This is a genomic window from Fulvimonas sp. R45, from assembly GCF_030504985.1.
In the GTDB taxonomy this organism is placed as follows: Bacteria; Pseudomonadota; Gammaproteobacteria; order Xanthomonadales; family Rhodanobacteraceae; genus Rhodanobacter_A.
Genome location: NZ_JASERU010000020.1, coordinates 1 through 25483, shown reverse-complemented (window position 1 = coordinate 25483; position 25483 = coordinate 1). Strand labels below are relative to the sequence as shown.

General features: G+C 68.5%; 20 protein-coding genes. 7 read left to right on the top strand and 13 right to left on the bottom strand.

The annotated features are described in order from the left end of the window. Positions 1 to 26: 26 nt before the first annotated feature. A complete protein-coding gene (locus QMK61_RS15110; RefSeq protein WP_302073084.1) occupies positions 27 to 2993 on the bottom strand; it encodes a DEAD/DEAH box helicase family protein in 2967 nt (988 codons plus the stop codon). Beyond that, the gene (locus QMK61_RS15105) at positions 2990 to 4984 is read right to left on the bottom strand and encodes a DNA methyltransferase (RefSeq protein WP_302073059.1); all 1995 of its coding nucleotides are present in this window, start codon (positions 4982 to 4984) and stop codon (positions 2990 to 2992) included. Before QMK61_RS15105 ends, QMK61_RS15110 begins: the two co-directional genes overlap by 4 nt. A gap of 105 nt (positions 4985 to 5089) precedes the next feature. Between QMK61_RS15105 and QMK61_RS15100 the strand changes: the two genes are divergently transcribed. From QMK61_RS15100 to murU, 3 genes are all read left to right on the top strand, one after another. Next, positions 5090 to 5494, top strand: a complete 405-nt coding sequence (locus QMK61_RS15100; protein ID WP_302073058.1) for a helix-turn-helix transcriptional regulator — start codon at positions 5090 to 5092, stop codon at positions 5492 to 5494. Positions 5495 to 5582: 88 nt separating this feature from the next. Next, on the top strand, positions 5583 to 6599 hold the full coding sequence (locus tag QMK61_RS15095; protein ID WP_302073057.1) for a phosphotransferase: 1017 nt from the start codon (positions 5583 to 5585) through the stop codon (positions 6597 to 6599). Between the two features lie 211 nt (positions 6600 to 6810). Then, positions 6811 to 7530, top strand: a complete 720-nt coding sequence (gene murU, locus QMK61_RS15090; RefSeq protein WP_302073056.1) for an N-acetylmuramate alpha-1-phosphate uridylyltransferase MurU — start codon at positions 6811 to 6813, stop codon at positions 7528 to 7530. A gap of 200 nt (positions 7531 to 7730) precedes the next feature. Here the strand turns inward: murU and secF are convergent, their stop codons facing one another. The 10 genes from secF to QMK61_RS15040 all read right to left on the bottom strand — a co-directional run bounded on the left by secF (position 7731) and on the right by QMK61_RS15040 (position 18291). After that, complete coding sequence (gene secF / locus QMK61_RS15085; RefSeq protein ID WP_302073055.1) at positions 7731 to 8693, bottom strand: protein translocase subunit SecF; 963 nt, start codon at positions 8691 to 8693, stop codon at positions 7731 to 7733. Positions 8694 to 8705: 12 nt separating this feature from the next. Continuing rightward, entirely contained in the window at positions 8706 to 10607 is a 1902-nt protein-coding gene (gene secD / locus QMK61_RS15080) for a protein translocase subunit SecD (protein ID WP_302073054.1), read from the bottom strand. A gap of 99 nt (positions 10608 to 10706) precedes the next feature. Further along, a complete protein-coding gene (gene yajC / locus QMK61_RS15075) occupies positions 10707 to 11039 on the bottom strand; it encodes a preprotein translocase subunit YajC (protein WP_302073053.1) in 333 nt (110 codons plus the stop codon). A 235-nt stretch (positions 11040 to 11274) separates the two neighbouring features. Further along, complete coding sequence (gene tgt / locus QMK61_RS15070; RefSeq protein WP_302073052.1) at positions 11275 to 12414, bottom strand: tRNA guanosine(34) transglycosylase Tgt; 1140 nt, start codon at positions 12412 to 12414, stop codon at positions 11275 to 11277. 50 nt (positions 12415 to 12464) lie between these two features. Further along, positions 12465 to 13496 (bottom strand): tRNA preQ1(34) S-adenosylmethionine ribosyltransferase-isomerase QueA, encoded by a 1032-nt coding sequence (gene queA / locus QMK61_RS15065; RefSeq protein WP_302073051.1) that lies wholly within the window; start codon positions 13494 to 13496, stop codon positions 12465 to 12467. A gap of 65 nt (positions 13497 to 13561) precedes the next feature. Beyond that, positions 13562 to 14167: a response regulator transcription factor gene (locus QMK61_RS15060; protein WP_302073050.1), complete on the bottom strand. Its 606-nt coding sequence runs from the start codon at positions 14165 to 14167 to the stop codon at positions 13562 to 13564. Continuing rightward, positions 14164 to 15375: a sensor histidine kinase gene (locus tag QMK61_RS15055; protein ID WP_302073049.1), complete on the bottom strand. Its 1212-nt coding sequence runs from the start codon at positions 15373 to 15375 to the stop codon at positions 14164 to 14166. The genes QMK61_RS15060 and QMK61_RS15055 overlap by 4 nt, the downstream gene beginning before the upstream one ends. Then, entirely contained in the window at positions 15372 to 16589 is a 1218-nt protein-coding gene (locus QMK61_RS15050; RefSeq protein WP_302073048.1) for a sensor histidine kinase, read from the bottom strand. The genes QMK61_RS15055 and QMK61_RS15050 overlap by 4 nt, the downstream gene beginning before the upstream one ends. 20 nt (positions 16590 to 16609) lie before the next feature. After that, positions 16610 to 17380 (bottom strand): ABC transporter permease, encoded by a 771-nt coding sequence (locus QMK61_RS15045; RefSeq protein WP_302073047.1) that lies wholly within the window; start codon positions 17378 to 17380, stop codon positions 16610 to 16612. Beyond that, positions 17380 to 18291, bottom strand: coding sequence for an ABC transporter ATP-binding protein (locus QMK61_RS15040; protein WP_302073046.1), 912 nt, complete (start codon positions 18289 to 18291; stop codon positions 17380 to 17382). Before QMK61_RS15040 ends, QMK61_RS15045 begins: the two co-directional genes overlap by 1 nt. Positions 18292 to 18552: 261 nt before the next feature. On the opposite strand from QMK61_RS15040, the gene QMK61_RS15035 reads away from it, so the two are divergent. From QMK61_RS15035 to QMK61_RS15020, 4 genes are all read left to right on the top strand, one after another. Beyond that, the gene (locus QMK61_RS15035) at positions 18553 to 20049 is read left to right on the top strand and encodes an aminotransferase class III-fold pyridoxal phosphate-dependent enzyme (protein ID WP_302073045.1); all 1497 of its coding nucleotides are present in this window, start codon (positions 18553 to 18555) and stop codon (positions 20047 to 20049) included. 183 nt (positions 20050 to 20232) lie between these two features. Next, entirely contained in the window at positions 20233 to 20598 is a 366-nt protein-coding gene (locus tag QMK61_RS15030) for a PsiF family protein (protein ID WP_302073044.1), read from the top strand. A 109-nt stretch (positions 20599 to 20707) separates the two neighbouring features. Beyond that, positions 20708 to 21352 carry a uracil phosphoribosyltransferase gene (gene upp, locus QMK61_RS15025; protein WP_302073043.1) on the top strand — a complete coding sequence of 215 codons (645 nt, stop codon included), beginning with the start codon at positions 20708 to 20710 and terminating at the stop codon, positions 21350 to 21352. 133 nt (positions 21353 to 21485) lie between these two features. Further along, a complete protein-coding gene (locus tag QMK61_RS15020) occupies positions 21486 to 24230 on the top strand; it encodes a lamin tail domain-containing protein (protein WP_302073042.1) in 2745 nt (914 codons plus the stop codon). Positions 24231 to 24325: 95 nt separating this feature from the next. Here QMK61_RS15020 and pip read toward each other — a convergent pair whose 3' ends face one another. Further along, a complete protein-coding gene (pip, locus tag QMK61_RS15015) occupies positions 24326 to 25282 on the bottom strand; it encodes a prolyl aminopeptidase (RefSeq protein ID WP_302073041.1) in 957 nt (318 codons plus the stop codon). Positions 25283 to 25483: the final 201 nt, after the last annotated feature.

Genomic DNA, 25483 nt, shown 5'->3' with positions numbered 1-25483 from the left:
GCCCGAGTGCCTTCCGGCGAGATCCTTTACACGCCATCGCCCAGAGCCAGGCCGCCCTGGGATTGTGCCGTCGGCATTTCACGCACCTTCGCATATGCCAGCAGTTCGCCGAGCCGCGCGCCATTCTGCCGCCAATCGTGGAAGATCGACTCGCCGACCAGCGCGTAATGCCAGGGCAGTCCGCTGCGCGACTCCGATGGCAAGGCGTTGATGCGCTCGCACCAGGCTGCCGCGGCCTTGCGCTTGCGCCGCACGTTCGGATGGCTGGTCTGGTCCTGCGCCTTGGTCTCGACCAGATAGATGGCATCCGCCGTGCGCACCAGGAAATCCGGCGAGTAGAACGCCGGCATGCCGGTGTCCTTGACGTAGCGCAGCCGCACGAAGTCGTGCCTTGTCTCGCTGATCTTGCAGAACGCCGCCACGCCGGCGTCGTGCAAGGCCCATTCGATGAAGGCGCGCTCGAGGCCACCGCTTCGGCTTGGGTACGGCAAGCGCAGGTAGATGCATTTTTCCACTTCCAGCGACGCGCTCGCGCGCATCGGCAACTGGCTTACCTCGGACAGACGGCGATGGCGCACCTCCACCACGCCGCTCGTGCTGCGGTCTTCCGCCTTCACCAGCGCCAGCGCGAATACCTTGACCACGTGATCGACCACCGGCTGGAGCATCAGGAGGCGCCAGTTCTCGTTCTCAAAGGGCTCGAACGCCTCCCGGAACAGCCGCGAGCGGATGTAGTCGTCGATGGCCGTGGCCAACACCGCCGAACCAACTTGGGTGTACGGCTTGGCGAGATGGGCGGCGACCCTGCGCCCTTCCGGCAGCGGCTGGCTCAGCGCCTGGGTGATCCGGCGGGTCAGCCTCGACAGCCATTCGTTGTAGCCGCCAACATCCATGATCGCGCCATCGACACGATAGTCGCCGAACAAGGTGCTGCTCTGCAGGTCGTGCGACGTGAATACATCCCCCTTGCCGACCAGCGCACTCAACTGCTCGCGCGTCATGCCGCCGAACGGTTGCAGGCCGGTCACGTCGATCGGCAGGTGCTCCAGCGTATCCTCCGCCTCGCGCAGGATGAAGGGAATCGCGAAGTCGTATTTCTGGTGATCCGGCCGCAGCCCCACCGGAATCAGGTCGCCAACGCTGTTTTCCAGATCATCGCCGGTTTCGCCCACCAGCTCCTTGCCCAGCTGTTCGTCGTAGAAGCTCTGGAACGCCGGATGCTCGACGATGGAAAGAATGTCGATCAGTGAATCCGGTTCCTCGCCGCGGTTGATACGCTCGCGGTTGTCGCGCTTGATGTCCTGGACAGGCCCCGGGTCGCGCCACATCAACCGCAAGCCGCGCCCGATGGTCTGCTCCAGCAGGATCTGCGCCTGCGACGAACGCAGCGGGACGATCACGCAGATGTTGTTGACGTCGAAGCCCTCGCGCAGCATCAGTACGCTGACGATCACGCGCGGCTGCGCGCGCCGGTCCACGTCGAACAGCTGTTGCCTGACGCGCTGCCACTCCTTTTCGCCGAGCTCCTCTTTCTTGCCGGAATCCACCGTGAGCACGTCGTCGTCCTGCAGGCCCTGGTCGCGCAGGAAGTCCGACACCAGCGGCGAAACCTTGGTGTCCTCGCACACCACCAGCATCTTCGGCTTGCGCGTCGGGTCGAGCTTCGCGAAATCGGCTTCCAGTTTGCGCAGCTTGTGCAGCCCGGCGCGCAGCATCACGCGCTGGCCTTCCGACAGGGCCGGGTTGCCGTTCTCGTCGCGCTCGGCCTTGAACTCCAGCGGCAGCGCGCCGATCTCCTTGCGCTTGTCCAGTACCAGCGACTTCACCAGCCCGGCACGCATCGCGTCCTTCAGGTCGAAATCCACCACGATGTGCGGGAAGTACAGCTTGCGCTTCTTCTTGCCGCCGCCCACATCGTTGTAGGGCGTCGCCGAGAAATCCACCTGCACGAAATGCCGCCCCTTGCCGGCGGCGATGCGCGACAGGCTTTTCTGCCACTCGACCTCGTCGGCCTCGCCTTCGCGCTTCAGTTCGTGGATGTGGTGTGCCTCGTCGTTGAACACCATCAACCTCGGCAGGCCGGCCAGGTACGCCAGCACGTTGCCGCGCGCCCAGCGGCGATCCAGCACGTCCAGGCTGTTGCCCGTCGCCCGTCCCGGCGTCAGCGGCAGAACGTCGTAGGCCACCGCGGCGGCATCCGCCACCATGCCGGGCGTCGCCAGCGACGGGTCCTCGGCTTCCTGCTGTTCTTCTTCCGCCTCGGCATCCACCAGCAGGTGCCAGTTGGTGATGGCGATCATGCCGCCACCGGTCGCCTTCAGCCCGATCTCCTGCTTGGTGCAGACGTTGCCGCGCACGAACTGCTCGACCTGCTCGCGATGCGCCGGCGGCACGAACAACTCGCTGCAGACCGCCACGTCGGATGTCTCGAAGCGCCGTTGCCCGTCGCCGCCTTCCTTGCCCAGGAACGCGTCCAGCAGGCGCTCGTACACGATCAACCCCGGTGCGACGATCAGGAAATGCCGGGTGAAGCGCGGATCGTCGAACCCTCCCACCAACGCGGCCGTGCGGTTCAGCATCTGCCAGACCAGCAGCGCCTGCAGCACCCAGGTCTTGCCGGTACCGGTGGCCATCTTCAGGCAATACTTCGGGTGCGCGTGCTTGCCTTGCCCGACTTCGGCTAGCCGGTCGCCCTTCAGGAGTTCATCCGCGCATACCTGCCGATACAGGTCGGCGAGATTCGGGCTGTCCAGCACCTCGTGCGCCACGATGGTGTTGAGGATGGCCTGCCGTTGCCCGGCGTGAAAATTGAAGGCGCGCGACTGGCAGGCATCCTCGCTGAACCACCAGCTCAACAACTCCGCCGTGGTCGGCGTGACCAGCTCGAGGATTTCCGCCTCGCCATGCTCCAGCCCGAGGCAAAGCGACTGCGCGCGCTGCGTCAGCGCCCTGGCCAGCGCAAGCTGATCGTCGGTCGATGCGGCGCGGCTCATGGCGCGCACTCCGCCACGGCCTGCACCACCTCGGCCTCGAAGCCGAACACGTCCACCACGCGCACGCAGACGCGGCGCGCACCCTCCTTGCCCGGCACGTCGAAGCGCGCTTCGGTCACCACGCGCAGCGGGTCGTCGTCGTTGGCGGTATTGCCGCGGTAGTCCTGCCACACCGAGCGGAACACCATGCCGTCGTAGTCCGGGTCCACCGCCCAGTACTCGATCAGCGCCAGTGGTTCGGCGTTCATCACCCTGTGCAGCTTGGCGCGATTGGCCTCGTCGAGGTTGATTGCCTCCGGCGAGAGCAGCACGTAGTTGTCCAGCTTCACCTGCAACTGCTCACCATCACCGCTACGCTGGCGGCGTACGGGCTTGATGGTGAGGTACTGCAGGCTGGAGAAGCGCACCTGCCCGCGCAGCTTCTCGATGCCGCCCTTCTTGCGCAGGCGGTCGAGCAAATCCGGCGGGATCACCAGCACTTCCAGCCGGTCATCGTTGAGCGCGGCGATGCTCTGACCAATGGACGGTTCGAAGTTCCAGCCCAGCACTACCACGCGATCCCAGCCGCCCATCAGGTTGTCGCGCTGGGCGATCGCCTTGCGCAGCGTGGCGTCGCCGGTGAGCTTGTTCGGAGAGTCGACCAGCACCAGCGTCTTCTTGCCGTTGAACACCACCGCACCGAGGTTGCGCAGCGGGCTCTCCTCCACCGGCAATGGCAACGCGCCATATAGTGACAGCACGATGGTCGACAGGTCGCCCACGCGGAAGCGGCGGCCCAGCTCGTTTCTGGCCGCCTCCACCTGATAGTCTCCAATGACCTGATACAGGAACGGCTTTGCGCCCCGGTCGATCAGACGTTTGCGCATGATCATGCAGGCGGGCTTGCCCAGGTCTGTGGTAACCCAGCGGCGGCCGAGTTTTTCGGCAACGACTGCTGTGGTGCCGGAGCCACCATTGAAGTCAGCTATGAGCCCCCTCTCGGGGCAAGAGTGCTCGACGATCCGTTCCAGGAGGCGTTCCGGCTTCTGGGTCTCATACCCCGTGATTTCGGAATGCCTAGCCTGATTGGCCTTATAGGCGCGCGGGTCTGCATAGATCTGCTTGATGTCTGTCCAGACGGTGGACGCCGGCACCCCCTTACTTTCATCCAAGTACTGACGTTCCCAAATGGCTTCGCCGTTTTCATCCCGGCCGCGTTGCCGGCGCTGATACAGACGACCGTCTTCATCCGTGTATTTGAACCAATCGTTGATGTACTTCTCGTCGTAGGGTAGATACACCTTCTTGGTGTACCGGTTGTCGTAGCGCTTCGCATAGTGCGCAATGTACTCATGGATCTTGACCATCTTGGGGCCAGCGGCCCGCCCCCCGGACGGTGAGCCGTAAGCCCAGATGACTTCCTGGACGAAATTGTCCTTACCAAAAATTTCGTCCATCACGATTTTCACGTAATGGCTAACCTGGATGCCCAGATGGACATAAATCGATCCCGTATCGGACAGTAGCTCCCGCATCAACACTAGGCGCGGCACGATCATCGCCAGATACGATGCCGTCCCATCCGACCACGTGTCGGAATACGCGAACTGTTCGATCACCGTGGGCCGCTGCTCCAGTTCCACACCGGGCAACTCGACCTTGGTGCGGTAGTCGGCCTTGGAATCGAACGGCGGATCGATATAGATCAGGTCCACCTTGCCGCGCAGGCTGGGCGTGTGTTCGTCGCCGGCCAGCAGCGCGGCCATCGCCAGCAGGTTGTCGCCGTAGATCAGCCGGTTCGTCCAACCGCCCTCGCCTTCCGCATCCAGATGCGCCTGCCGGTTCGCGGCAGCGATCCAGTCCGTGTCGCGGGTGTCCCGCGACGGCAGCACCCACTCGCGGGTCTGCAGGCCCACGCGGTGCCGCCCTTCCAGGCTCTCCAGGATCTTCTCCGCCTGTTGTCGCCCGCGGGCGACGATCTCGGGCAACTGTTCGAGCAGGGACTTGGGCATGGCGACGACCGGCAGGATTCCGATCGCCAATGAAAGCAAAACTTTCAATTTTTATAAAGCAATAGTTTCCTTCGCTCGCGATGGCGCCGCCTATGGTCATCGCCCATGAAGACCGAACAGTCCGCCTTCGCCGAGCGCCTGGCCGCCGCACTCGAAGCTGCGGGCATCGAAGCAAGCCCCACGGTGCTCGAGAAGCTGGTACCCAAGTACGGCGGCGAGAACGTGACCCCGCAGGCGATTTCCAGTTGGCTTTCCGGGAAGCACCTGCCCAAGCAGGCGAACATGCAGGCGTTGGCGCGCATCGTGGGCATGCTGCCGCACGAGCTGCGGTTCGGCGCGCCATCGCGCAAGGGTGTGCGGGAACCCAATGTCGCCTGGCCCGACCACGTCCGCGGCCATGACCGCCTGGCCATCGAGGACTTTCTCGCCCTCCCCGATGCGCAGCGTAAACTGGTACGCGAACTGATCGCGTCGCTTGCCGCCACCACCGCACGCAAGCCTTCCGACTGACCGTTTCCGGCCTCGCCGATGCCGGCAGCTCGCGCGGCGACTGCCGCGCCGCTAAGCTGCATGGCGTGTTTCCGGCCACCCGCACGTCATGCCCACCGTCTCCCAAGACCGCGCCGCCACCCGCCTCGCGTGGGCGCGCCAGACCCTCGGCGACGCCCGCCTCGTTCTCGCTCCAGCCTCGTCCGACGCCAGCTTCCGCAGCTACTGGCGCACGCGGCACGACGGGCGAAGCTGGATCGTGATGGACTCGCCGCCGGCGCGGGAGGACCCTCGCCCCTGGCTGGCGATCGGCGCGCGGCTGGCCGCCGCCGGCCTGCACGTGCCCGAGGTGCGCGCGCAGGACCTGGAACAGGGCTTCCTGCTGATCGAGGACCTGGGTTCGCGGCTGTACCTGGACGCGCTGGACGACGCCAGCGCCGACCGCCTCTACGGCGACGCGATAGACGCACTGCTCGTCATGCAGACGCGCGTGGCGTGCGACGACCTGCCGCCGTTCGACCGCACGGTGCTGGTGAACGGCCTGGAAGTGATGCCGAAGTGGTTCCTCGAGCGCCACCTCGGCCATGCGCCAAGCTGCGGAGAATGGGACGTGCTGGAAGCCGCCTTCGACGTGATCGTGCGCAACGCGCTGGCGCAGCCGCGCGTGTTCGTGCACCGCGACTACCATAGCCGCAACCTGCTGGTGACGGACGAACGCAACCCGGGCGTGATCGACTTCCAGGGCGCGCTGCACGGGCCGCTCACCTACGACCTCGCCTCGCTGCTGCGCGACGCCTACGTCGCCTGGCCGCGCGAGCGCGTGGAGGTATGGGTGGAGTCGTACCGGCGGCGGCTGCTCGGCGCCGGCGTGATCGACGACGCGGTGGACGCCACGCGCTTCCGCCGCTGGTTCGACCTCACCGGCCTGCACCGCCACGTGCGCGTGCTCGGCCAGTTCTACCGGCTGTGGTACCGCGACGGCAAACCGGGCTACCTGAAGGACGTGCCGCAGGTGTATCGCTATGTGATCGAAGTGGCGCGCGGCTATCCTGAACTGGCGGCATTCGCCGAGCTGTTGGAACGGCACGTCGCGGGCCGCGACCTTGCGCAGGCGGCAGGCGCATGAGCACCGAAGCTCGCAGCGCCTTCCCCCTCCCCCTGCCTGCAGGGGGAGGCCGGGAGGGGGTGCTCTTGGCCCCCGCGCCAGAAGCACCCCTCCCCGACCCTCCCCTGCAAGCAGGGGAGGGGGCGCGTGACGCACATCAGGTTTTTCTCCTCCCCCTGCTTGCAGGGGGAGGAGCGCGTCCGGTACCCCTGCAAGGATGGGAGGCGAGCCCATGAGGCACGCGCTGATCTTCGCGGCCGGCCTGGGCGAACGCATGCGCCCGCTCACCGAACGCACGCCCAAGCCGTTGCTGGAAGCGGGTGGCAAGCCGCTGATCGTGTGGCATCTGGAGAAACTCGCCGCCATCGGGGTGAACTACGTGGTGGTCAATACCTCGCACCTCGCCGGGCAATTTCCCGAGGTGCTGGGCGACGGCTCGCGCTGGGGCTTGCGCATCCGCTACGCCTACGAGGGGCCGGTGCCGCTGGAGACCGGCGGCGGCCTGCTCAACGCGCTGCCGCTGCTCGGGCCGGAGCCGGTGCTGGCGATCAGCGGCGACGTGTGGTGCGATGCCGACTTCGCCGCCCTGCCCGCCGAACCGGGCGGACTGGCCCACCTGCTGATGGTGGACAATCCCGCGCATCATCCGGAAGGCGATTTCGCGCTGGGCGACGACGACCTGTTGCATGCCGGCGGCGCACCCAAGCTCACCTACGGCGGCATCGGCGTGTTCCGCCGCGAGCTGCTGGACGACTGGCGCGAGGCCGTGGGCGACGCGCCCGGCGCCGAGGCGAAACCGCCGCGCTTCAAGTTGCGGCCCCTGCTGGAGGCGGCGATGGCGCGGAACAGGCTGCAGGGAAGCCGCCACCGCGGGCGCTGGACCGACGTGGGCACGCCGGAACGGCTGGCGCAGCTGGATGCGGAGCTTCCTGCCGCCGGGTCGGCGGGATAAGGGTCGATTGCCGGAAACGCGAACGGCCCGGAATCCGGGCCGTTCGGATGGAGCTTGGGAGAGCTTGCCCTCTCTGCCCTGCGGGCCTCTCCCCCGCACGCGGGGGAGAGAAAACCAAGCGGCCCTCTCTGCCTTTCAGACCTCTCCCCCGCGAGCGGGGGAGAAATGGCGGAATCGCCCGCGGAGCGGGCGATGCATGCTCATGGACGACGCGCCAGCTCCGGGTTCTCGCGGGTGACCGGCATCAGGTCCTTCTTCGACACGCCCAGCCACAGCAGGATCGGACTGGCCACGAAGATGGACGACAGCGTGCCCACCACGATGCCGATCAGCATGGTCACCGCGAAGCCGTGCACGCTGGGGCCACCGTAGAAGAACAGCGCGGCCATCGCGATGCCGGTGAACAGCGAGGTGATGATGGTTCGCGACAGCGTGCTGTTGATCGAGCGGTTGAGGATCTCCTCCGGCTCGGCCTTGCGCGCCAGGCGGAACAGCTCGCGGATGCGGTCGAACACCACCACCTTGTCGTTGATCGAGTAGCCGATCACCGCCAGCACCGAGGCCAGCACGGTCATGTCGAACTCACGCTGCACCAGCGCGATCACGCCCAGCGTCACCAGCACGTCGTGCACCTCGGTGGCCAGCGCGGCGACGGCAAAACGCCGCTCGAAGCGGATCCACAGGTACAGGCCGATGCCGATGATCACCAGGATCGCTGCGATCGTGCCGCTGCTGCGCAGCTCGTCGCCCACCTGCGAGCTGACGTAGTTGCGGCTGGCCACCACGGCGTCGGGCCGGGCCGCCTTCAGCGCCTTGCCCACGTCGCCCGCGATCACGTCGAGGTTCACCTTGTCGCCTTGCGGCGGATGGACGGTGTCGTCCTTGGGCTGGAAGCGGATCAGCACCTGGCGCGTGCCGCCCAGGCTCTGCACCGTCGGGTCCTTGATGCCGCCCTTCTCCAGCGCGTCGCGCACGTCGTTGGTGGTCACCGGCTGGCTGTAGTTGGCCTGGATTTCCACGCCGCCGGTGAAGTCCAGCCCGTAGTTCAGGCCCTTGCCCCAGATCAGCGCGACCGAGGCGATCATCAGCGCGATCGCCAGCCCGATGCTGTACCTGCGCAGGCCGAGGAAGTGGACGTTGCTGTTCGGATTGAAGATTTCCATGTTGAGCTCCCCTTACACCGACAGCGTCTTCAGCTTGCGACGACCGCCGTGCAGCAGCGCGGTGATCGCATGGGTCACCGTCACCGAGGTGAACAGCGAGGTGAGGATGCCGATCAGCAGCGTGATGCCGAAGCCCTTGATCGGACCGGAACCCACCGTGGTCAGCGCTACCGCCGCGATCAGGTGGGTGACGTTGGCGTCGAGAATGGTGGACCACGCCTTCTCGTAGCCGGCGCGAATCGAGGCCAGCGGCGTGGAGCCGTTGCGCAGTTCCTCGCGCACGCGCTCGCAGATCAGCACGTTGGCGTCGATCGCCATGCCCAGCGTCAGCACGATACCGGCGATGCCGGGCATGGTCAGGGTGACGCCGATCAGCGACATCACCGCCACCAGGATCACCAGGTTGAAGAACAGCGCCACGTCGGCCACCAGGCCGAACAGCTTGTAGTAGATCGCCGCCGCCAGCAGCACCAGGCCCAGGCCCAGCAACACCGCGTCGAGGCCCTTGCTGATGTTCTCCTTGCCCATGCTGGGGCCGATCACGTTTTCCGAGACGATGTCCATCGCCGCGGCCAGCGAACCGCCCTTCAGCAGCAGCGCCAGCTCGGAGGCTTCCTTCGAGCTGGACAGGCCGTTGGTCTGGAACTTGTTGCTGAAGACGCCCTGGATGGTGGCGTAATTGATCACCTTGTAGGTGATCTTCGGCGTGCGTACTTCCTTGCCGTCCACCATCTTGGTGTCGGTGACGCGCTCCACGTAGACCACCGCCATCGGCTTGCCCACGTTGTCGCGGGTGAAGTCGAGCATCTTGCGGGCGCCGGCGGAGTTCAGCGACACGTTCACGCTGGGTGAGCCGTTCTGCGGATCGTTGCCGGAAGTGGCGTCCACCAGCTCGTCGCCGGTGACGATGATCTTCTTGCTGACCAGGCAGGGGCACGGGGTGCCCGGGGCGCCTTCATAGAGATGCGCTTCCGGCGGCACGTTGCCGGTACGCAATGCATCCTGCACGCGCGGGTCGCGCGCGTCGCCCAGGCCGGCCACGTATTCCAGCGTGGCCGTGGCGCCGATCACCTTCTTCGCCTCGGCCGGATCCTGCACGCCGGCCAGTTCGACCACGATGTGGTCCTCGCCCTGCGCCTGGATCACCGGCTCGGACACGCCCAGCGCGTTGATGCGGTTGCGCAGCGTGCCCAGGTTCTGCTTGATCGTGCTCTGCGCCAGCTCGCGCAGCTTGTCCGGCTTCACCGTGGCGTTCAGCACGAAGCGGTCGCCGGTGCTGGGGCCGTCGGCGACATTGAGGTCGGGGAACTCGGTGGCGATGGCGTCGGACGCGGCGCTGCGGTCGGCCGCCGAGGGCAGCAGCACCACCACGCCCTTGCCGCGCACGCTGTTGCGGGTGACTGAGGTGTACGGGATCTTCTTCTCGCGCAGCAGCGCGGAGATGTCCTCGGTGTAGCGGATCTCCTGCTTGTCGACCACGTCGCCCTGGTCGACCTTCATCAGGAAGTGCACGCCGCCCTGCAGGTCCAGGCCCAGCGGCATCGAGCGCGCGCCGATCGCCTGCAGCCAGTGCGGCACGGTCGACTCGAGGTTGAAGGCGGCGGTGTAGTCGTTGCCCAGCACCGGCTTCAGCGCGTCGGCCGCGGTGTTCTGCAGGTCGCCGTTGGCGAAGCCGATCAGCACGTAGTCGCCCTTGGCCTTGTCGTGCTTGAGGCCGATGTTCGCGTAGGGAACCTTGGCCTTCTGCAGCGCGTCGACGATCTTCTGCTGCAGCGACGCGTCGACCAGGGCGTTGTGCGTGGCGGACACCTGCACGGCGGGCATCGGCACGAACGCGTTGGGCAACGCGTAGAGGATGCCGAACACCATCGCGATGGCGACCAGTGCGTATTTCCAGCGTGGGAAATCACTCATGTTTGGGAGTCCTTCTGCGGTCGTCCGTGTCCACGCAAACCAAAAAGCGGCCGTCCGGTCGCTTGCTCAATGAAAACCCGGTCCCCTGGGCGCCCCGCGTCAGGCCGACTTCAGCGTGCCCTTCGGCAGCACCTGCGACACCGCGCCCTTCTGCAGCTTGACCCTGACGTTCGGCGCGATCTCGATGACGAGGAAGGATTCGCCCACCTCGTCGACGCGACCGGCCAGGCCGCCGTTGCTGACCACCTCGTCGCCCTTGGCGAGGGCGGAGACCATCGCGCGGTGTTCCTTCTGCCGCTTCATCTGCGGGCGGATCATCATGAAATACATGGCGCCGAAGATCACCACCATGAAGATCAGCATGGACACGCCGCCGCCGGCGGCACCCGCGGGGGCGGCCTGGGCGATCACGAAAGGCATCGGAAAACTCATCGTTTTGTCTCGCAAGTGGTGGCGCCGGCAGGTTTTTTGCCGCGCGCCCGATAAAGAACCGTGGATTATGCCACGCCCTCCCCTGGCCATGCACGGCGCCGGAAGGCGCCTGCACGACCGCTTCCGCCCGGTATCGGGGCGGCCGGGGACCGTTACAAGTGGATCGCCGGCGGGCCCGCAGGTTCCCTGCGGACGACATCCGGCCGGCCTGGCGCGTCGACGCCCGACCCGTCGGCTAGACCACCGCCCCCGTCCGCCGCGCATGGAACGCCGCGGCGAAGTCGTCCAGACTGCCTGCGGCGATGGCTTCCCGCAAGCCCGCCATCAGCCGCTGGTAGTGCCGCAGGTTGTGCATGGTGGCGAGCTGGCTGGCCAGGATCTCGTTGCAGCGGTCGAGGTGGCGCAGGTAGGCGCGGCTGAAGCCGTTGGCGCAGGCGTAGCAGTCGCAGCTTTCCTCGATCACCCGGGTGTCGTCGGCGAACTTCGCGTTGCGGATGCGCAACGTGCCCTCCGGCACGAACAGGAAGCCGTTGCGCGCGTTGCGGGTGGGCATCACGCAGTCGAACATGTCGATGCCGCGGCGCACCGCCTCGACGATGTCCTCCGGCCGGCCCACGCCCATCAGGTAGCGCGGCTTGTCCGCGGGCAGCATCGGCACGGTGAAGTCCAGCGTGCGGTTGCGCTCCTCCTCCGGCTCGCCCACCGCCAGGCCGCCCACCGCGTAGCCGTCGAAGCCGATGCCGACCAGGCCCTCGGCCGAGCGCCGGCGCAGCGGCTCGTGCACGCCGCCCTGCACGATGCCGAACAGGTTGTTGGGGTTGCCCAGCTCGTCGAAGGCGCGACGCGAACGCCCGGCCCAGCGCAGGCTCAGCTCCATCGAGTCCGCCGCCTGCTTCGGCGACACCGGCTCGCCGTCGACCAGGTAGGGCGTGCACTCGTCGAAGATCATCGCGATGTCGGAATCCAGCACGGTCTGGATCTTCATCGACACTTCCGGCGACAGGAACACCTTCGAGCCGTCCACCGGCGAGGCGAAGGTCACGCCCTCCTCGGTGAGCTTGCGCTTGTGCGCCAGCGAGAACACCTGGAAGCCGCCCGAGTCGGTGAGGATCGGCCTGTCCCAGCCGATGAAGCGGTGCAGCCCGCCGAACTTGCCGACGATGTCCAGCCCCGGCCGCAGGTACAGGTGGAAGGTGTTGCCGAGGATGATTCCGGCGCCGGTGTCGGTGATGTCGCGCGGCGTCATCGCCTTCACCGAGCCGTAGGTGCCCACCGGCATGAACGCCGGCGTCTCCACCGTGCCGCGGGGGAAGCGCAGGCGGCCGCGGCGGGCCGCGCCGTCGGTGGCGAGGAGGTCGAAGCTGAGGGAAGTCATCCGGTCATTATCGCACTCTCTCCCTCTCCCCTCCGGGGAGAGGGAAAAGCTCAGGCGCCTTGCGGCAGGATCAGCATCGCGTCGCCGTAGGAGAAGAACCGGTAGCGCTGTTCCACCGCATGCCGGTAGGCATCCAGCATGAACTCCCGCCCGGCCAGCGCCGACACCAGCATCAGCAAGGTCGACTGCGGCAGGTGGAAGTTGGTGACCAGCCCGTCGATGCTGGTGATGCGGTAGCCGGGGAAGATGAAGATGCGCGTCTCGCCCGCGAACGGGTGCAGCTCGCCGTCCACCGTGGCGCTTTCCAGCGCGCGCACCACCGTGGTGCCCACCGCGATCACCCGGCCGCCGGCGGCGCGGGTGCGGTGGATCTGCTCGACCAGCCCCGCGCCCACGTTCAGCCATTCGCTGTGCATATGGTGCTGGCTGATGTCGTCCACCCGCACCGGCTGGAAAGTCCCCGCGCCCACGTGCAGGGTGACGTAGCCGGAATCCACCCCGCGCTCGCGCAGCGCGGCCAGCAGCGCCTCGTCGAAATGCAGGCCGGCGGTGGGCGCGGCCACCGCGCCGGGCTCGCGTGCGTAGACGGTCTGGTACCGTTCCATGTCGCTCACATCGGCGTGGCGCTCGATGTACGGCGGCAGCGGCATCTCGCCCAGCTTCAGCAGCAGCTTCTCCAGCGGCTCGGGCGCCTCGAAGTGCAGCCGGAAGAAGCCCTCGTCGCGCCCCAGCACGGTGGCGTGGCTGCCGTCGGCCAGCTCGATCCGCCCGCCCTCCCTCGGCTTCTTGCTGACGCCGAGCTGCACCACCGCCTCGTGCGCGCCGGTGACGCGCTCGATCAGGATCTCCACCGCCCCGCCGGTCTCCTTGCGCCCGTACAGCCGCGCCGGCAACACCCGCGTGTCGTTGAACACGAGCAGGTCGCCCGGCCTGAGGAAGCCGGGCAGCTCGCGGAACAGGCGGTCCTGCCGCGACCGCGCCGCCACGTCGAGCACCAGCAGGCGGCTGGCGGAGCGCTCGGGCAGCGGCGCCTGGGCGATCAGCTCGGGCGGCAGGTCGAAATCGAAATCGGACTTCTTCAAGGCAACGGATTCGGGATGGGAGACGCGGGATTATCGCTCCTAACCGGTCCGGGGTGCTGCACCGCCTACAGCCAGCCTTTCTGCCGCGCCAGCCGGTAGGCCTCGATGCGGTTGGCGGCGCCGAGCTTGCCGATCGCCTCGGACAGGTAGTTGCGCACCGTGCCGTGCGACAGGTTCAGCCGCGTGGCGATGTCGCCGGCGGACTGTCCCTCGCCGGCCAGGCGCAGCACCTGGCGTTCGCGGTCGTTCAGCGGGTCGGCTTCCGACCAGGCCTCCAGCGCCAGCTGCGGGTCGATGGCGCGGCCGCCGCGGTGCACGGTGCGCAGCGCCTCGGCGAGGTTCTCCGCCGGCGCGTCCTTGAGCAGGTAGCCGGACACGCCGGCGTCCAGCGCACGGCGCAGGAAGCCGGGGCGGGCAAAGGTGGTGACGATGATCACCTTCACCGGCAGTTCGTCGTGGCGCTGGATGCGCTGCGCCAGCTCCAGCCCGGTGAGGCCGGGCATCTCGATGTCGGTGACCAGCACGTCGGGCCTGAGGCGCTGGATCTCGCGCCACGCCGCCTCGCCGTCGGGCGCGGAGCCGAGCACCTCGATGTCGCTTTCCAGGTTGAGCAGCGCGGACAGCGCGCCGCGCACCATCGCCTGGTCCTCGGCCAGCAGCACGCGGATCATGCGGCGCCCTCCTGCCCGGCCAGCAGCGGCGAGGCGCCGTGCACACCTTCCGCGAGGGGCTTCCGCGTCGCGCGCAGCGGCACCGCGATGTCGAGCGTGGTGCCGCGCCGCGCGGGCGAGTCGATCGCGAGCGTGCCGCCCAAAGCGCGCACGCGCTCGCGCATGCCGCTGATGCCGTTGCCGTGGGCGGCGAGGCCGCCGCGTCCGTTGTCGCCGATGCGCATGTGGAAGCTTTCCGCGTTGCTGGAGAAAACCACCCGCGCCGCCGTGGCGCGCGCGTGGCGATGGATGTTGGTGACGGCCTCGCGCAATACCAGCGCCAGCGAGGCCTCGGCGTCCGGCCACAGTTCGCGCGTCGCCGGCGCGTCCGCCTCGAACGCGATGCCCGAGGCCTCCAGCATCAGCCGCGCGGAAACCAGTTCGGCGGCGAGGTCGCTGCGGCGCATGCCGGTGACCGCGGCGCGCACCTCGGCCAGCGCGTGGCGCGAGACGCGCTCCACCTCTTCCATCTCGCGCTGCGCGCGCGGTGGGTCGGCCAGCGCCAGCTTGCACGCCAGCTCGGACTTCAGCGTCACCAGCGACAGCGTGTGGCCGAGCAGGTCGTGCAGGTCGCGGCCGATGCGCTCGCGCTCGGCCAGCACGGCGAGACGGCGTACCTCGTCCTGCGACAGGCGCAGCGCGGCATCCTTTTCCTTGTTGATGCGCTCGACCAGCATGATCACGCTGATCACGATCACCGAAGCCGGCATGATCACCAGGATGCTGGCTGGATAACCGATCCACCATGCCAGTCCCACCAGCGTCACGTTGAGCAGCACCAGTTGGACCAACTGGGCTCGCAAACGCATGCGGCAATGATTCAACATCACGCAGGCGTAAACGAAGTAGCTGAGGCCGCTCGGATACCAGCGCAGCAAGGCGAAGCACAGCACCGCCATGGCCCAGGCATAGAGATACGCCGTGCGCTGCGACGCCAGCTGGATCTTGGCGAAGAGCAGCAGGAACAGCGGATAGGACACCAGCGTGAACAGTATCCAGGTCCATGTATAGCCCTGGATTCCATGATCGAACAGGGGCGTCACGAAGATCCACACCGACCACAACAGGTGGACGCTGTCGGCCCAGGGCGACTTGCCGCGGCGGATGTCGTCGGCCACCCCGGAATCCGGGGCGGGGGTGAACCAGCGGGCGAGGAAGGCGGGCCTCATGTGGCGTGCCGCACCCGGACGGGCGCCAGCGCGCCGGCCCGCAGCAGGTCCGGGTCGTGCGCGACGGCCTTCGCGGCCAGCGGCACTTCGACGTCCAGCCGCGTGCCGCCGTCCGGCGGCGAATCCAGCCGCAGGCTGCCGCCCAGCGCCTGCACGCGTTCCTGCATGCCGTGCAGGCCGTTGCCGGCCGCGCGGATGCCGCCGCGGCCGTTGTCCTCGATGCACAGGCGCACGTCGTCGCCGACGCGGGTCAGCGACACGCGCGCCAGCGTCGCGTGCGCGTGCCGCGCGATGTTCGTCGCGGCCTCGCGCAGCACCAGGGCCAGCATGCACTCCACCGGCTCGGGCAGGTTCGAGGCCTGCAGGTGCGGGTCGAGCTGCACGCCGGACGTGCGCAGCAGCAGGTTGGCCGAGGCCAGCTCGGCGGCAAAACCCGCGGCGCGGATGCCGGTGACCGCCGCGCGCACCTCGGCCAATGCATGGCGCGCCACGCCCTCGGCCTCGGCCAGCTCGCGGCGCGCCGTGTCCGGGTCGGCGTCGAGCAGCCGGCGCGACAGCTCCAGCTTCATCGTGATCAGCGACAGCGTGTGGCCGAGCAGGTCGTGCAGGTCGCGGCCGATGCGCTCGCGCTCGGCGGTGGCGGCGAGCTGGCGGATCTGCTCGTGCGACATCCGCAGCCTGGTGTTCTTGTCCCAGGTGATGCGGCCCACCAGCGCGCCGGTGCCCGTGCTGGTGCACACGCCGACCAGGATCAGGTAGGCATACCAGGGCCAGTGCATGAAGATGCCCTCGAGCACCAGCAGCGCCTGGATGATCGCGATCCTGATCGCGCTGGAAAGCCACGAGCCCTGGTACGGCACCATCGCGCAGGCGAACACGGCGTAGGTCCAGGCCGCGGGATTCCACGGTATCGACAGCGCCGTCAGCACCACCAGCGCGCCGACGTAGCCGTTCACCTCGGCCGCCGGCCGCACGCTCGAGAGCAGGAAGAGCAGCAGGAAGACCGGGTACCCCAGCGCCAGCGACCACCAGAAACCGGCGCCGAGCGGCTGGAACAGCGGGCCGAGGAACACCCAGAACGACCACAGCAGGTTCCACGCGTGCGCCCATGGCGAATGACCCGCAGCGCGCATGTTCGCCGCGGTGGAACCCGCCGTCGGCCGCAGCCAGACGGGCCATCGCATGTTGCCGGGACGCTGCGCCATGTCGCTCATGCCTGCATGCTAGCGCCAGTTCAGCCGTACCGGCGCAGCCGCCGCGCCGCCAGCAGCAGGAACGCCGCGGCGAAGGCAAGCAGCGCCAGCACGTGGGGCAACAGCGACCCGGCGCGCAGGCCCACCGCCGACAGGGTGAGCTGGTTCAGGTGATAGCTCGGCCACACCGGCGCCAGCGTCTGCAGCGCACCGGGCAGCATCGAGATCGGCAGCCACAGGCCGGACAGGAAGGCCATCGGCAGATAGACCAGGTTGAGCAGGCCGGGCGCGCCCTGTCCCTTGATCAGCGTGCCGACGAACATGCCCAGCGCGCAGAACGGCAGCACGCCGAACGCACCGACCGCCAGCATCGCCAGCACGCGCGCCGGACCCAGCGACACGCCGCCGACGGTCAGGCCCAGCGCCAGCAGCAGGACCACCACGAGACTGGCAGCGACCATCGCCATCATCATCTTGCCGAGCAGGTAGGCGCCCGGCGGCATCGGCAGGGCGCGCTTCAGGGTGAGCAGGCCGCCATCGCGCTCGATCGCCAGCGACGCGCCGAAGCCGAACAGGCCCGGCCCCATCACGCCGAACGCGGTATAGCTGGCCAGCAGGTAACGCGAGGCATCGCTGCCGGGATGGTTCAGCAGCACGCCGAACATCAGGTAGAACACGGTGGAGAACAGCGTCATCGGCAGTATGAACGACGGCGCGCGCAGGTAGCGCAGGCATTCGCTGCGCGCCTCGGCAAGGTAGGCGCCGAGCACCCGGCGTGGGGGCATGGCGGCGGGAGCGGTCGTTGCGTTCATCAGGCAGCCTCCTGCAGGTCGCTGTCGCGGGTGAGTTCGGTGAAGGCCTCGGCCAGGCCGGCGCGCTGCACTTCCAGTTCGCGCAGGGCGGGGTCGGCGTCGAGCAGGCGGCGTACCACGTGTTCCGCCTGGGCGGTGGCGATCTGCAGCCGGCCGCCGACGGACGCCGCCGAGGCCACCTGCGGCCAGCGCCCCACCGCTTCCGCATCGAGATCGCTGACGCAGCGGATGCGCGACAGCGCCACCTTCGCGCGCAGCTCGTCCACGCTGCCCTCGCTGAGCACGCGGCCCCTGTCGAGCACCACCACGCGCTGCGCCAGCGCTTCGGCTTCCTCCAGGTAATGCGTGGTGAGCACCACCGAGCAACCTTCGGCGACCAGCGCGCGCATCGCCGTCCACAGCTTCCGGCGCGCGTCGATGTCCATGCCCACGGTGGGCTCGTCCAGGAACAGCAGCTCGGGCCGGCCGCACAGCGCCAGCGCGAACTGCACGCGCCGTTGCTGGCCGCCGGAAAGCTTGCCGTAGGGACGCTTCAGCAGGTCGGCGATGCCGGCCAGCGCGGCGCTCTCGGCCAGCGGGCGCGGATCCGGGTAGTAGCTGGCGGTGAGGCGCAGCAGTTCGCCCACACGCAGGGTCGGCGGCAGCATGGCGGACTGCAGCATCACGCCGATGCGGCGGCGCGCCTCGATCCGCTGCGGGTCCAGCCCGAACAGTTCGGCGCGCCCGGCGTCGGGACGGACCAGGCCCAGCAGCAGGCCGATGCTGGTGCTCTTGCCGGCCCCGTTGGGACCGAGCAGCGCCAGCAATTCGCCGCGGCGCAGCACGAGATCGACGTCATCGAGGGCGATACGCTTGTCGTAGCGTTTCACGGCGCCGGCAAGGCGCGCGACAGGTGCATGGGCTTCGGTCATGAGGTCTCCTCCTTGCGCTGCAGCGTAGGCAGGCTGGCGCGCGGCCCCCAGTCGCGGACGTCAGTCGCCCTGCATGACAGCCGTCATCCAGGGGGTACCGGCGACCCGGTCCGGCGCGTTATGCTCGGACATCATGAGCGCGCAACGCCGCGTCACGCCGGCGAAAAGCGCCGGGAACCCCCGGTTCCCGCCACTCACCCAGACACACGTCGGCCTGCTTCGCGCCGGTTGCGAGGCGCCGCCGGACTCGAGGAGAAAACCATGGGTTTGATCGAACAGCTGCGCGAACTGCGCGAATTCGGCGGCAAGCCGCGCACCACCGGCCTGGACGACGCCGCCGTCGAGCGGATGGCGGCGGCGGACCCGATGCTGGGCGAGGCCGTGGCCGCCGCCGTGGCGCACCACCGCGGACTGCGCGCCGACCTGGCCGACTTCCTGAAGCTGGACGAAGCCGAGCAGATGGCGCAGGCGCAGGCCGGCTACGTCAACTTCTATCCCGACGACGCGGTGAACCCCTACCTGCCGGCCGCCGCGCGCGGACCGTGGATCGTCACGCTGAAGGGCGCGGTGCTGCACGACAACGGCGGCTACGGCATGCTCGGCTTCGGCCACAACAACCCGGCCATCGACGCCGCACTGGCGCGCCCGCAGGTGATGGCCAACGTGATGACGCCCAGCGTGTCGCAGCTGCGCTTCACCCGGGCGCTGAACGCGGAGCTCGGCCGCACCCGCGGCGGCAACCCGTACGCGCGCCACCTGTGCCTGAACTCCGGCTCCGAGTCGGTGGGCCTGGCCTGCCGCATCGCCGACGTCAACGCCAAGCTGCTGACCGACGCCGGCGGCCGCCATGCCGGCCGCACGATCAAGCGCGTGGCGGTGAAAGGTGCCTTCCACGGCCGCACCGACAAGCCCGCGCTGTATTCCGATTCCTCGCGCAAGACCTACCAGCAGCACCTGGCCAGCTACCGCCACGAGGACACCCTGCTGGTGGTCGAGCCGTACAACCTGGCCCAGCTCGAGGCCGTGTTCGCCGACGCCGACCGGCACGGCTGGTTCATCGAGGCGATGTTCCTGGAGCCGGTGATGGGCGAAGGCGACCCGGGCCGCGCGGTGACGCCGGCGTTCTACCAGGCCGCGCGCAGGCTCACCGAGGAGCACGGCACGCTGCTGCTGGTGGATTCGATCCAGGCCGGCCTGCGCGCGCACGGCGTGCTGTCGATCGTGGACTACCCGGGCTTCGAGAAGCTGCCCGCGCCGGACATGGAGACCTTCTCCAAGGCGCTCAACGCCGGCCAGTACCCGCTGTCGGTGCTGGCCGTGAACGAGCGCGCCGCCGCGCTCTACCGCAAGGGCATCTACGGCAACACCATGACCGCCAACCCGCGCGCCCTCGACGTGGCGCTGGCCACGCTCGACCAACTGACCGACGCCGTGCGCGCCAACATCCGCGCCCGCGGCAAGGAATTCGTGGACAAGCTCAATACGCTGAAGGACGAGCTGGGCGGCCTGATCACCAAGGTACAGGGCACCGGCCTGCTGTTCTCCTGCGAGCTGGCCCCGCAGTTCAAGTGCTACGGCGCCGGCTCCACCGAGGAGTACCTGCGCGAGCGCGGCATCGGCGTGATCCACGGCGGCGCCAACTCGCTGCGCTTCACCCCGCACTTCAACGTCACCAGCGCCGAGGTCGACCTGGTGGTGGCCCACGTGCGGCACGCCCTGCTGGAAGGCCCGCGCAAGGCCGAGAGCAAGGCCGCCTGAGGCCGGCGCGCGCGCCGCAAATTCCTGCGACGCGGCCCGGTGCGGGCCGCGTCTCAGCAAGCGGCGGTTCATGCCGCTGAATCCTTGCCGCACGACGCGCGGCACCCGCTTCCGTTGCCCCGTCGCGCAGGCATAGACTGCGCCGGCCGGCAGCCGCCGGTCCATCTTCAGGAGGAAGCACCCATGACCATGCGACTCAGCCTGCTTGCCGCCAGCGCCGTGCTGGCCCTCGCCACCGTTTCCGCTTACGCCGCGCCGGCCGCGGCCACCAAGACGCTCACCCCGCAGCAGCAACGCATGGCCGATTGCAGCCACCAGTCCAAGGGCAAGAAGGGCGCCGACCACAAGGCGTTCATGAGCGCCTGCCTGAAGGGCAAGAGCACCGCTTCCGCCAACACGGCGGCCGCCGCTCCCGCCGCTGCCGCGCCGGCCAGCGCCAAGCAGACCCAGCGCGAGAAGATGAAGACCTGCAACGCCGAGGCCAAGACCAAGGCGCTCAAGGGTGCCGACCGCAAGAGCTTCATGAGCACCTGCCTCAAGGGCTCCTGAGTACCGTCGCCATGCCTGGGGCGCCGCCGCAAGGCGGCGCCCTTTTTCGTGCGCGGCCGCTGCCCCGGCCAGCGGTTATGCTGGGCGCCCATTGCCCGCGAAGTCCGCCATGAAGATCGTCGAAGTCCGTCATCCCCTGATCCGCCACAAGCTCGGCCTGATGCGCCGCGCCGGCATCAGCACCAAGGAATTCCGCGAGCTGGCGTCGGAGGTGGCGTCGCTGCTCACCTACGAGGCCACCAAGGACCTGGAGCTGACCGACCAGCGCATCGAGGGCTGGGCCGGCCCGGTGGACGTGCAGCGGATCAAGGGCAAGAAGATCACCATCGTGCCGATCCTGCGTGCCGGCATCGGCATGCTGCCCGGCGTGCTGGAGCTGATCCCCTCGGCCAAGGTCGGCGTGGTGGGCCTGCAGCGCGACGAAACCACGCTGCAGCCGATCGCCTACTACGAGAAGCTCACCGGCCGGATGGACGAGCGCATCGCGCTGATCGTGGATCCGATGCTGGCCACCGCCGGCACCCTGGTCGCCACCGTGGACATGCTCAAGGCCGCCGGCTGCAAGCGCATCAAGGGGCTGTTCCTGGTCGCCGCGCCGGAAGGCCTGACGCGCATCGAGGCGGCACATCCGGACATCGAGATCTACACCGCCTCAATCGACCAGCGGCTCAACGAGAATGGCTACATCCTGCCTGGCCTGGGCGACGCGGGCGACAAGATCTTCGGCACCAAGCAGCTGTCATCGGACGCATAAAGCCGAACGGCGTCACAGTTTCGCGGGCACGCGACACGTCCGGCCGGCCATGCCTGGCGTGTTTCTCGGAACCTTCACGGCCCCCTGCTAGGTTCGCCCTGTTCCGGACGTCCGGACTCGACGGGGAAAAGCCATGCTCGGAAAGCTCGCGCGGCGCAGCCTGTGGCTGCTGCTGGCAGGTATCGCCTCGACCTTCGCGGCGCAGGCCGCGGACCTCACCATCGACCAGTTCCGCGTGCGCGGGCCGGCCGGCGGCAACGATGAATTCGTCGAGCTGTTCAACGCCGGACCGGCCACGCTGGACCTTTCCGGCTACAGGCTCGACGCCTCCAACGCCAGCGGCACCACCGGCACGCGGCTGACCTTCCCGTCCGGCACCACGCTGCCTTCCGGCTGCTACCTGCTGCTGACCAACAGCGCCAGCGGCGGCTACTCCGGCAGCGTGGCGGGCGACCTCGGCTATGCCACCGGCATCACCGACACCGGCGGGCTGGCCGTGCTCGACACCGCCGGCAACATCGTCGACCAGGTGGGTCTGAGCAGCGGTTCGGCCTACAAGGAAGGCACGCCGCTGGCCTCGCTGGGCAGCGGCAACACCGACCAGGGCTACCGGCGCCGGCAGAACAGCGCCGGCCTGCCGCAGGACAGCGACGACAACGGCGCCGACTTCGTCAAGCTGGCTCCCACCGCACCCCACGACCGCGCCAGTCCCTGCGTGGCGATGGGGCCGTCGCTGTCGATCGCCGACAGCAGCGTCAGCGTGCGCGGCGCCGGCGACGTGGCGATGCCGTTCACCGTCACGCTGAACCAGCCCGCTCCCGCCGGCGGCATCGACGTGCACGTGGCCACCGCGGACGGCACCGCCAGGGCCGGCATCGACTACGAGGCCGTCGACACCACCCTCGCCATTGCCGCGGGCGAGACCCAGGCCACGTTCGACGTGACCGTGTACGGCCGCACCACGCCCAGCGACGACAAGGCCTTCGGCGTCACGCTGAGCGACCCCACCGGCGGCGTGGCGCTGGGCGACGCCAGCGCGGTGGGCGCCATCCTCTACGACATCCCGGTCGCCGCCGAGATCTGGCAGATCAACGGCACCGGGCAAAGCTCGCCGCTGCTCGGCAAGCCGGTGATCACCCACGACAACGTGGTCACCGCGGTGGGCCCGCAGGGCTTCACCATGCAGACGCCCGACGCGCGCGACGACCGCAACCCGCTCACCTCCAACGGCGTGTACGTGTTCGCCGGCGACACGCCGGCGGTGCGCGTGGGCGACGCGGTGGACGTCACCGCGGTGGTGGACGACTACTACGGCCTCACCGAGTTGAAGAACCCGGCGATCACCGTAGTCGACCGCCGCGTGCGCCTGCCGCGCGCCGTCGTGTTCGGCCAGCACACGCCCTCGCCCAACCCGGACCACCTGTCCTGCGGCGCGACCAACTTCCAGTGCTTCATGAGCATGCGGGTGAAGATCGAGCACGGCATGATCAACACGGGCAACAAGCGCTTCAGCAACGAGCCCTACGCCGAGGTGAGCATCACCGCCAACGGCCGCCGCTCGCTGCGCCTGCCCGGCGTGGAATTCGGCGTACCGGTTCCCGCGGGCGTGCAGCTGCCGAACTGGAGCGGCAATCCGGAAGTGTTCAAGATGAACACCGCCGACTTCGGCGCGGTGCCGGCCAACACGCCGTTCAACGCCGGCACCACCTTCAGCGCGGAGGGCGTGATCTCCTACGACTTCGGCGCCTACACCTTCATCCCCACCGCGTTCAAGGTGAAGCAGGCCGCGACGATCCCGCGCCCGGTCGCGCCGGAGCCGCCGCTGGCGCTGCGCGTCGGCGCGTTCAACGTGGAGCGCTTCTGCGACAGCGTCTTCGACACCACCTACACCTGCAGCGGCGGCGGCAAGGAACCCACGCCCGACCAGGTGGCGCTGAAGATCCGGCGCCTGTCCAGCTACATCGGCGGCGTGCTGCGCCTGCCCGACGTGCTGTCGGTGGAAGAAGTGGAGACGCTGCCGCTGTTGCAGGGCCTGGCCCGGCAGATCGAGGCCGACTACCAGGTGGCCTATGACGCCTACCTGCTGCCCGGCCACGACCCCAGCGGCATCAACGTGGGCTTCCTGGTCCGCCGCGACCACGTGCAGGTGCTCTCGGTGAGCCAGCTCGCCGCCGACGAGACCTGGGACGACGACGGCCACACCGCCTACATCCACGACCACCCGCCGCTGCTGCTCACCGGACGGGCCGGCGACATGCCCTTCGAGGTCGTCTCCGTGCACATGAAGGCGCGCCAGAACGTCGACGACGACACCGCCGACGCCGTGCGCGACCGCGAGAAGCGCTTCCTGCAGGCGAAGTCGCTGGCCACCCAGGTGCAGGCGCTGCAGAAGGCCGCCCCGAAGACGCCGCTGCTGGTGGTGGGCGACTTCAACGCCTACCCGTTCAGCGATGGCTGGGCCGACGTGGTGAACCTGGTCGCCGGCCGCTACGACGACGACCAGAACCTGCTCAAGCTCGGCGGCAACATCGTCAGGCCCGCGCTGTGGGACGCGGTGGAGTCGGTGCCGCCGAACGACCGCTATTCCTTCCTCTACACCGAGAACTTCGGCGAGATCCAGGGCTACACCCGGGCCGGCAGCGGCAACCCCGGCCGCACCGTGCCGACCTTCCAGGTACTCGACCACGCGCTGCTGAACGTCCCGGCCCGCATGCGCTTCCTGCGCATGCAATACGGCCGCGCCGACCTCGACGCGCCGGTGCAGGCCGAGGACGACGCCGCCAGCGCCAACGACTGGACCCGCGCCATCGGCGTCTCCGACCACGACGGCTTCGTGGTGGACCTGTTCGATCCGCGGCTGCCGTCCGCGCGGCATTGAGACCTCGTACGAGCTCCCTCTCCCAAAAGGGGAGAGGGAGCACCGGCCCTTGAAGCCGCCGCGTCCCTGGAGGGGACCGCGCGATCGGCCGGCGCTCAGCCGCGGAAGCGGTCGGTCGCCTCGACCAGCTCGTGGATGTTGCCCGGCTCGAAGGCCGAATGGCCGGCGTCCTGCACGATGCGCAGGTCCGCCTCCGGCCAGGCGCGGTGCAGGTCCCACGCGCTGCGGATCGGGCACACCACGTCGTAGCGGCCCTGCACGATCACGGCGGGGATGCGGCGGATGCGGTCCACGTTGCGCAGCAGCTGGTCGTCGTGCTCGAAGAAGCCACCGTTGACGAAGTAGTGGCACTCGATGCGGGCGAAGGCCAGCGCGAAGGCATCCTCGTCGTGCGAGCCGATGCTGGCCGGGTCCTGGTGCAGGTAGCTGGTGGAGCCTTCCCACACCGACCACGCCCGCGCCGCGGCGACGCGCACGGCCGGGTCGTCGCTGGTGAGGCGGCGGTGGTAGGCGCTCATCAGGTCGCCGCGCTCCACCTCGGGGATGGCGGCGAGGTAGGTTTCCCAGGCATCCGGATACAGCGCGTCGCAGCCCTTCTGGTAGAACCATTCCAGCTCCCAGCGGCGCAGCATGAAGATGCCGCGCAGCACCAGCTCGGTGACCTTGTCCGGATGCGTCTGGGCATAGGCCAGCGCCAGCGTGGAACCCCACGAGCCGCCGAACACCTGCCAGCGGGCGATGCCGAGATGCTCGCGCACGCGCTCGATGTCGGCCACCAGGTCCCAGGTGGTGTTCCCGCGCAGTTCCGCGTGCGGCGTGGACTGGCCGCAACCGCGCTGGTCAAACAGCACGATGCGGTACGCCGCCGGGTCGAAGAAGCGCCGGCACTTCGGGTTGGTGCCGCCGCCCGGGCCGCCGTGCAGGAACACCACCGGCTTGCCGTCCGGATTGCCGCTCTGCTCGTAGTACAGCGTGTGCAGCTCCGAGACCTCGAGCATGCCGCGGTCGTACGGCTCGATCTCGGGATACAGCGTGCGGCGTTCCTGCGTCATGGTCCTGCCCGGTTGAAATTGGAAGAGCGCGGCCCTGATGGCCGTCCGTTGGTCCACGCGATCATGGGTGATCGCCGGGGTCCGGAAAGGCTAACACGACCATGTATGGACTCCTCATGCAACTAGCCCGGAGTGCTGCAGCAGTCGATGCGGGGTGAATGAATCGGTTGCAGTCGTGTATTCGGCCTTGGGGTGAGCGAA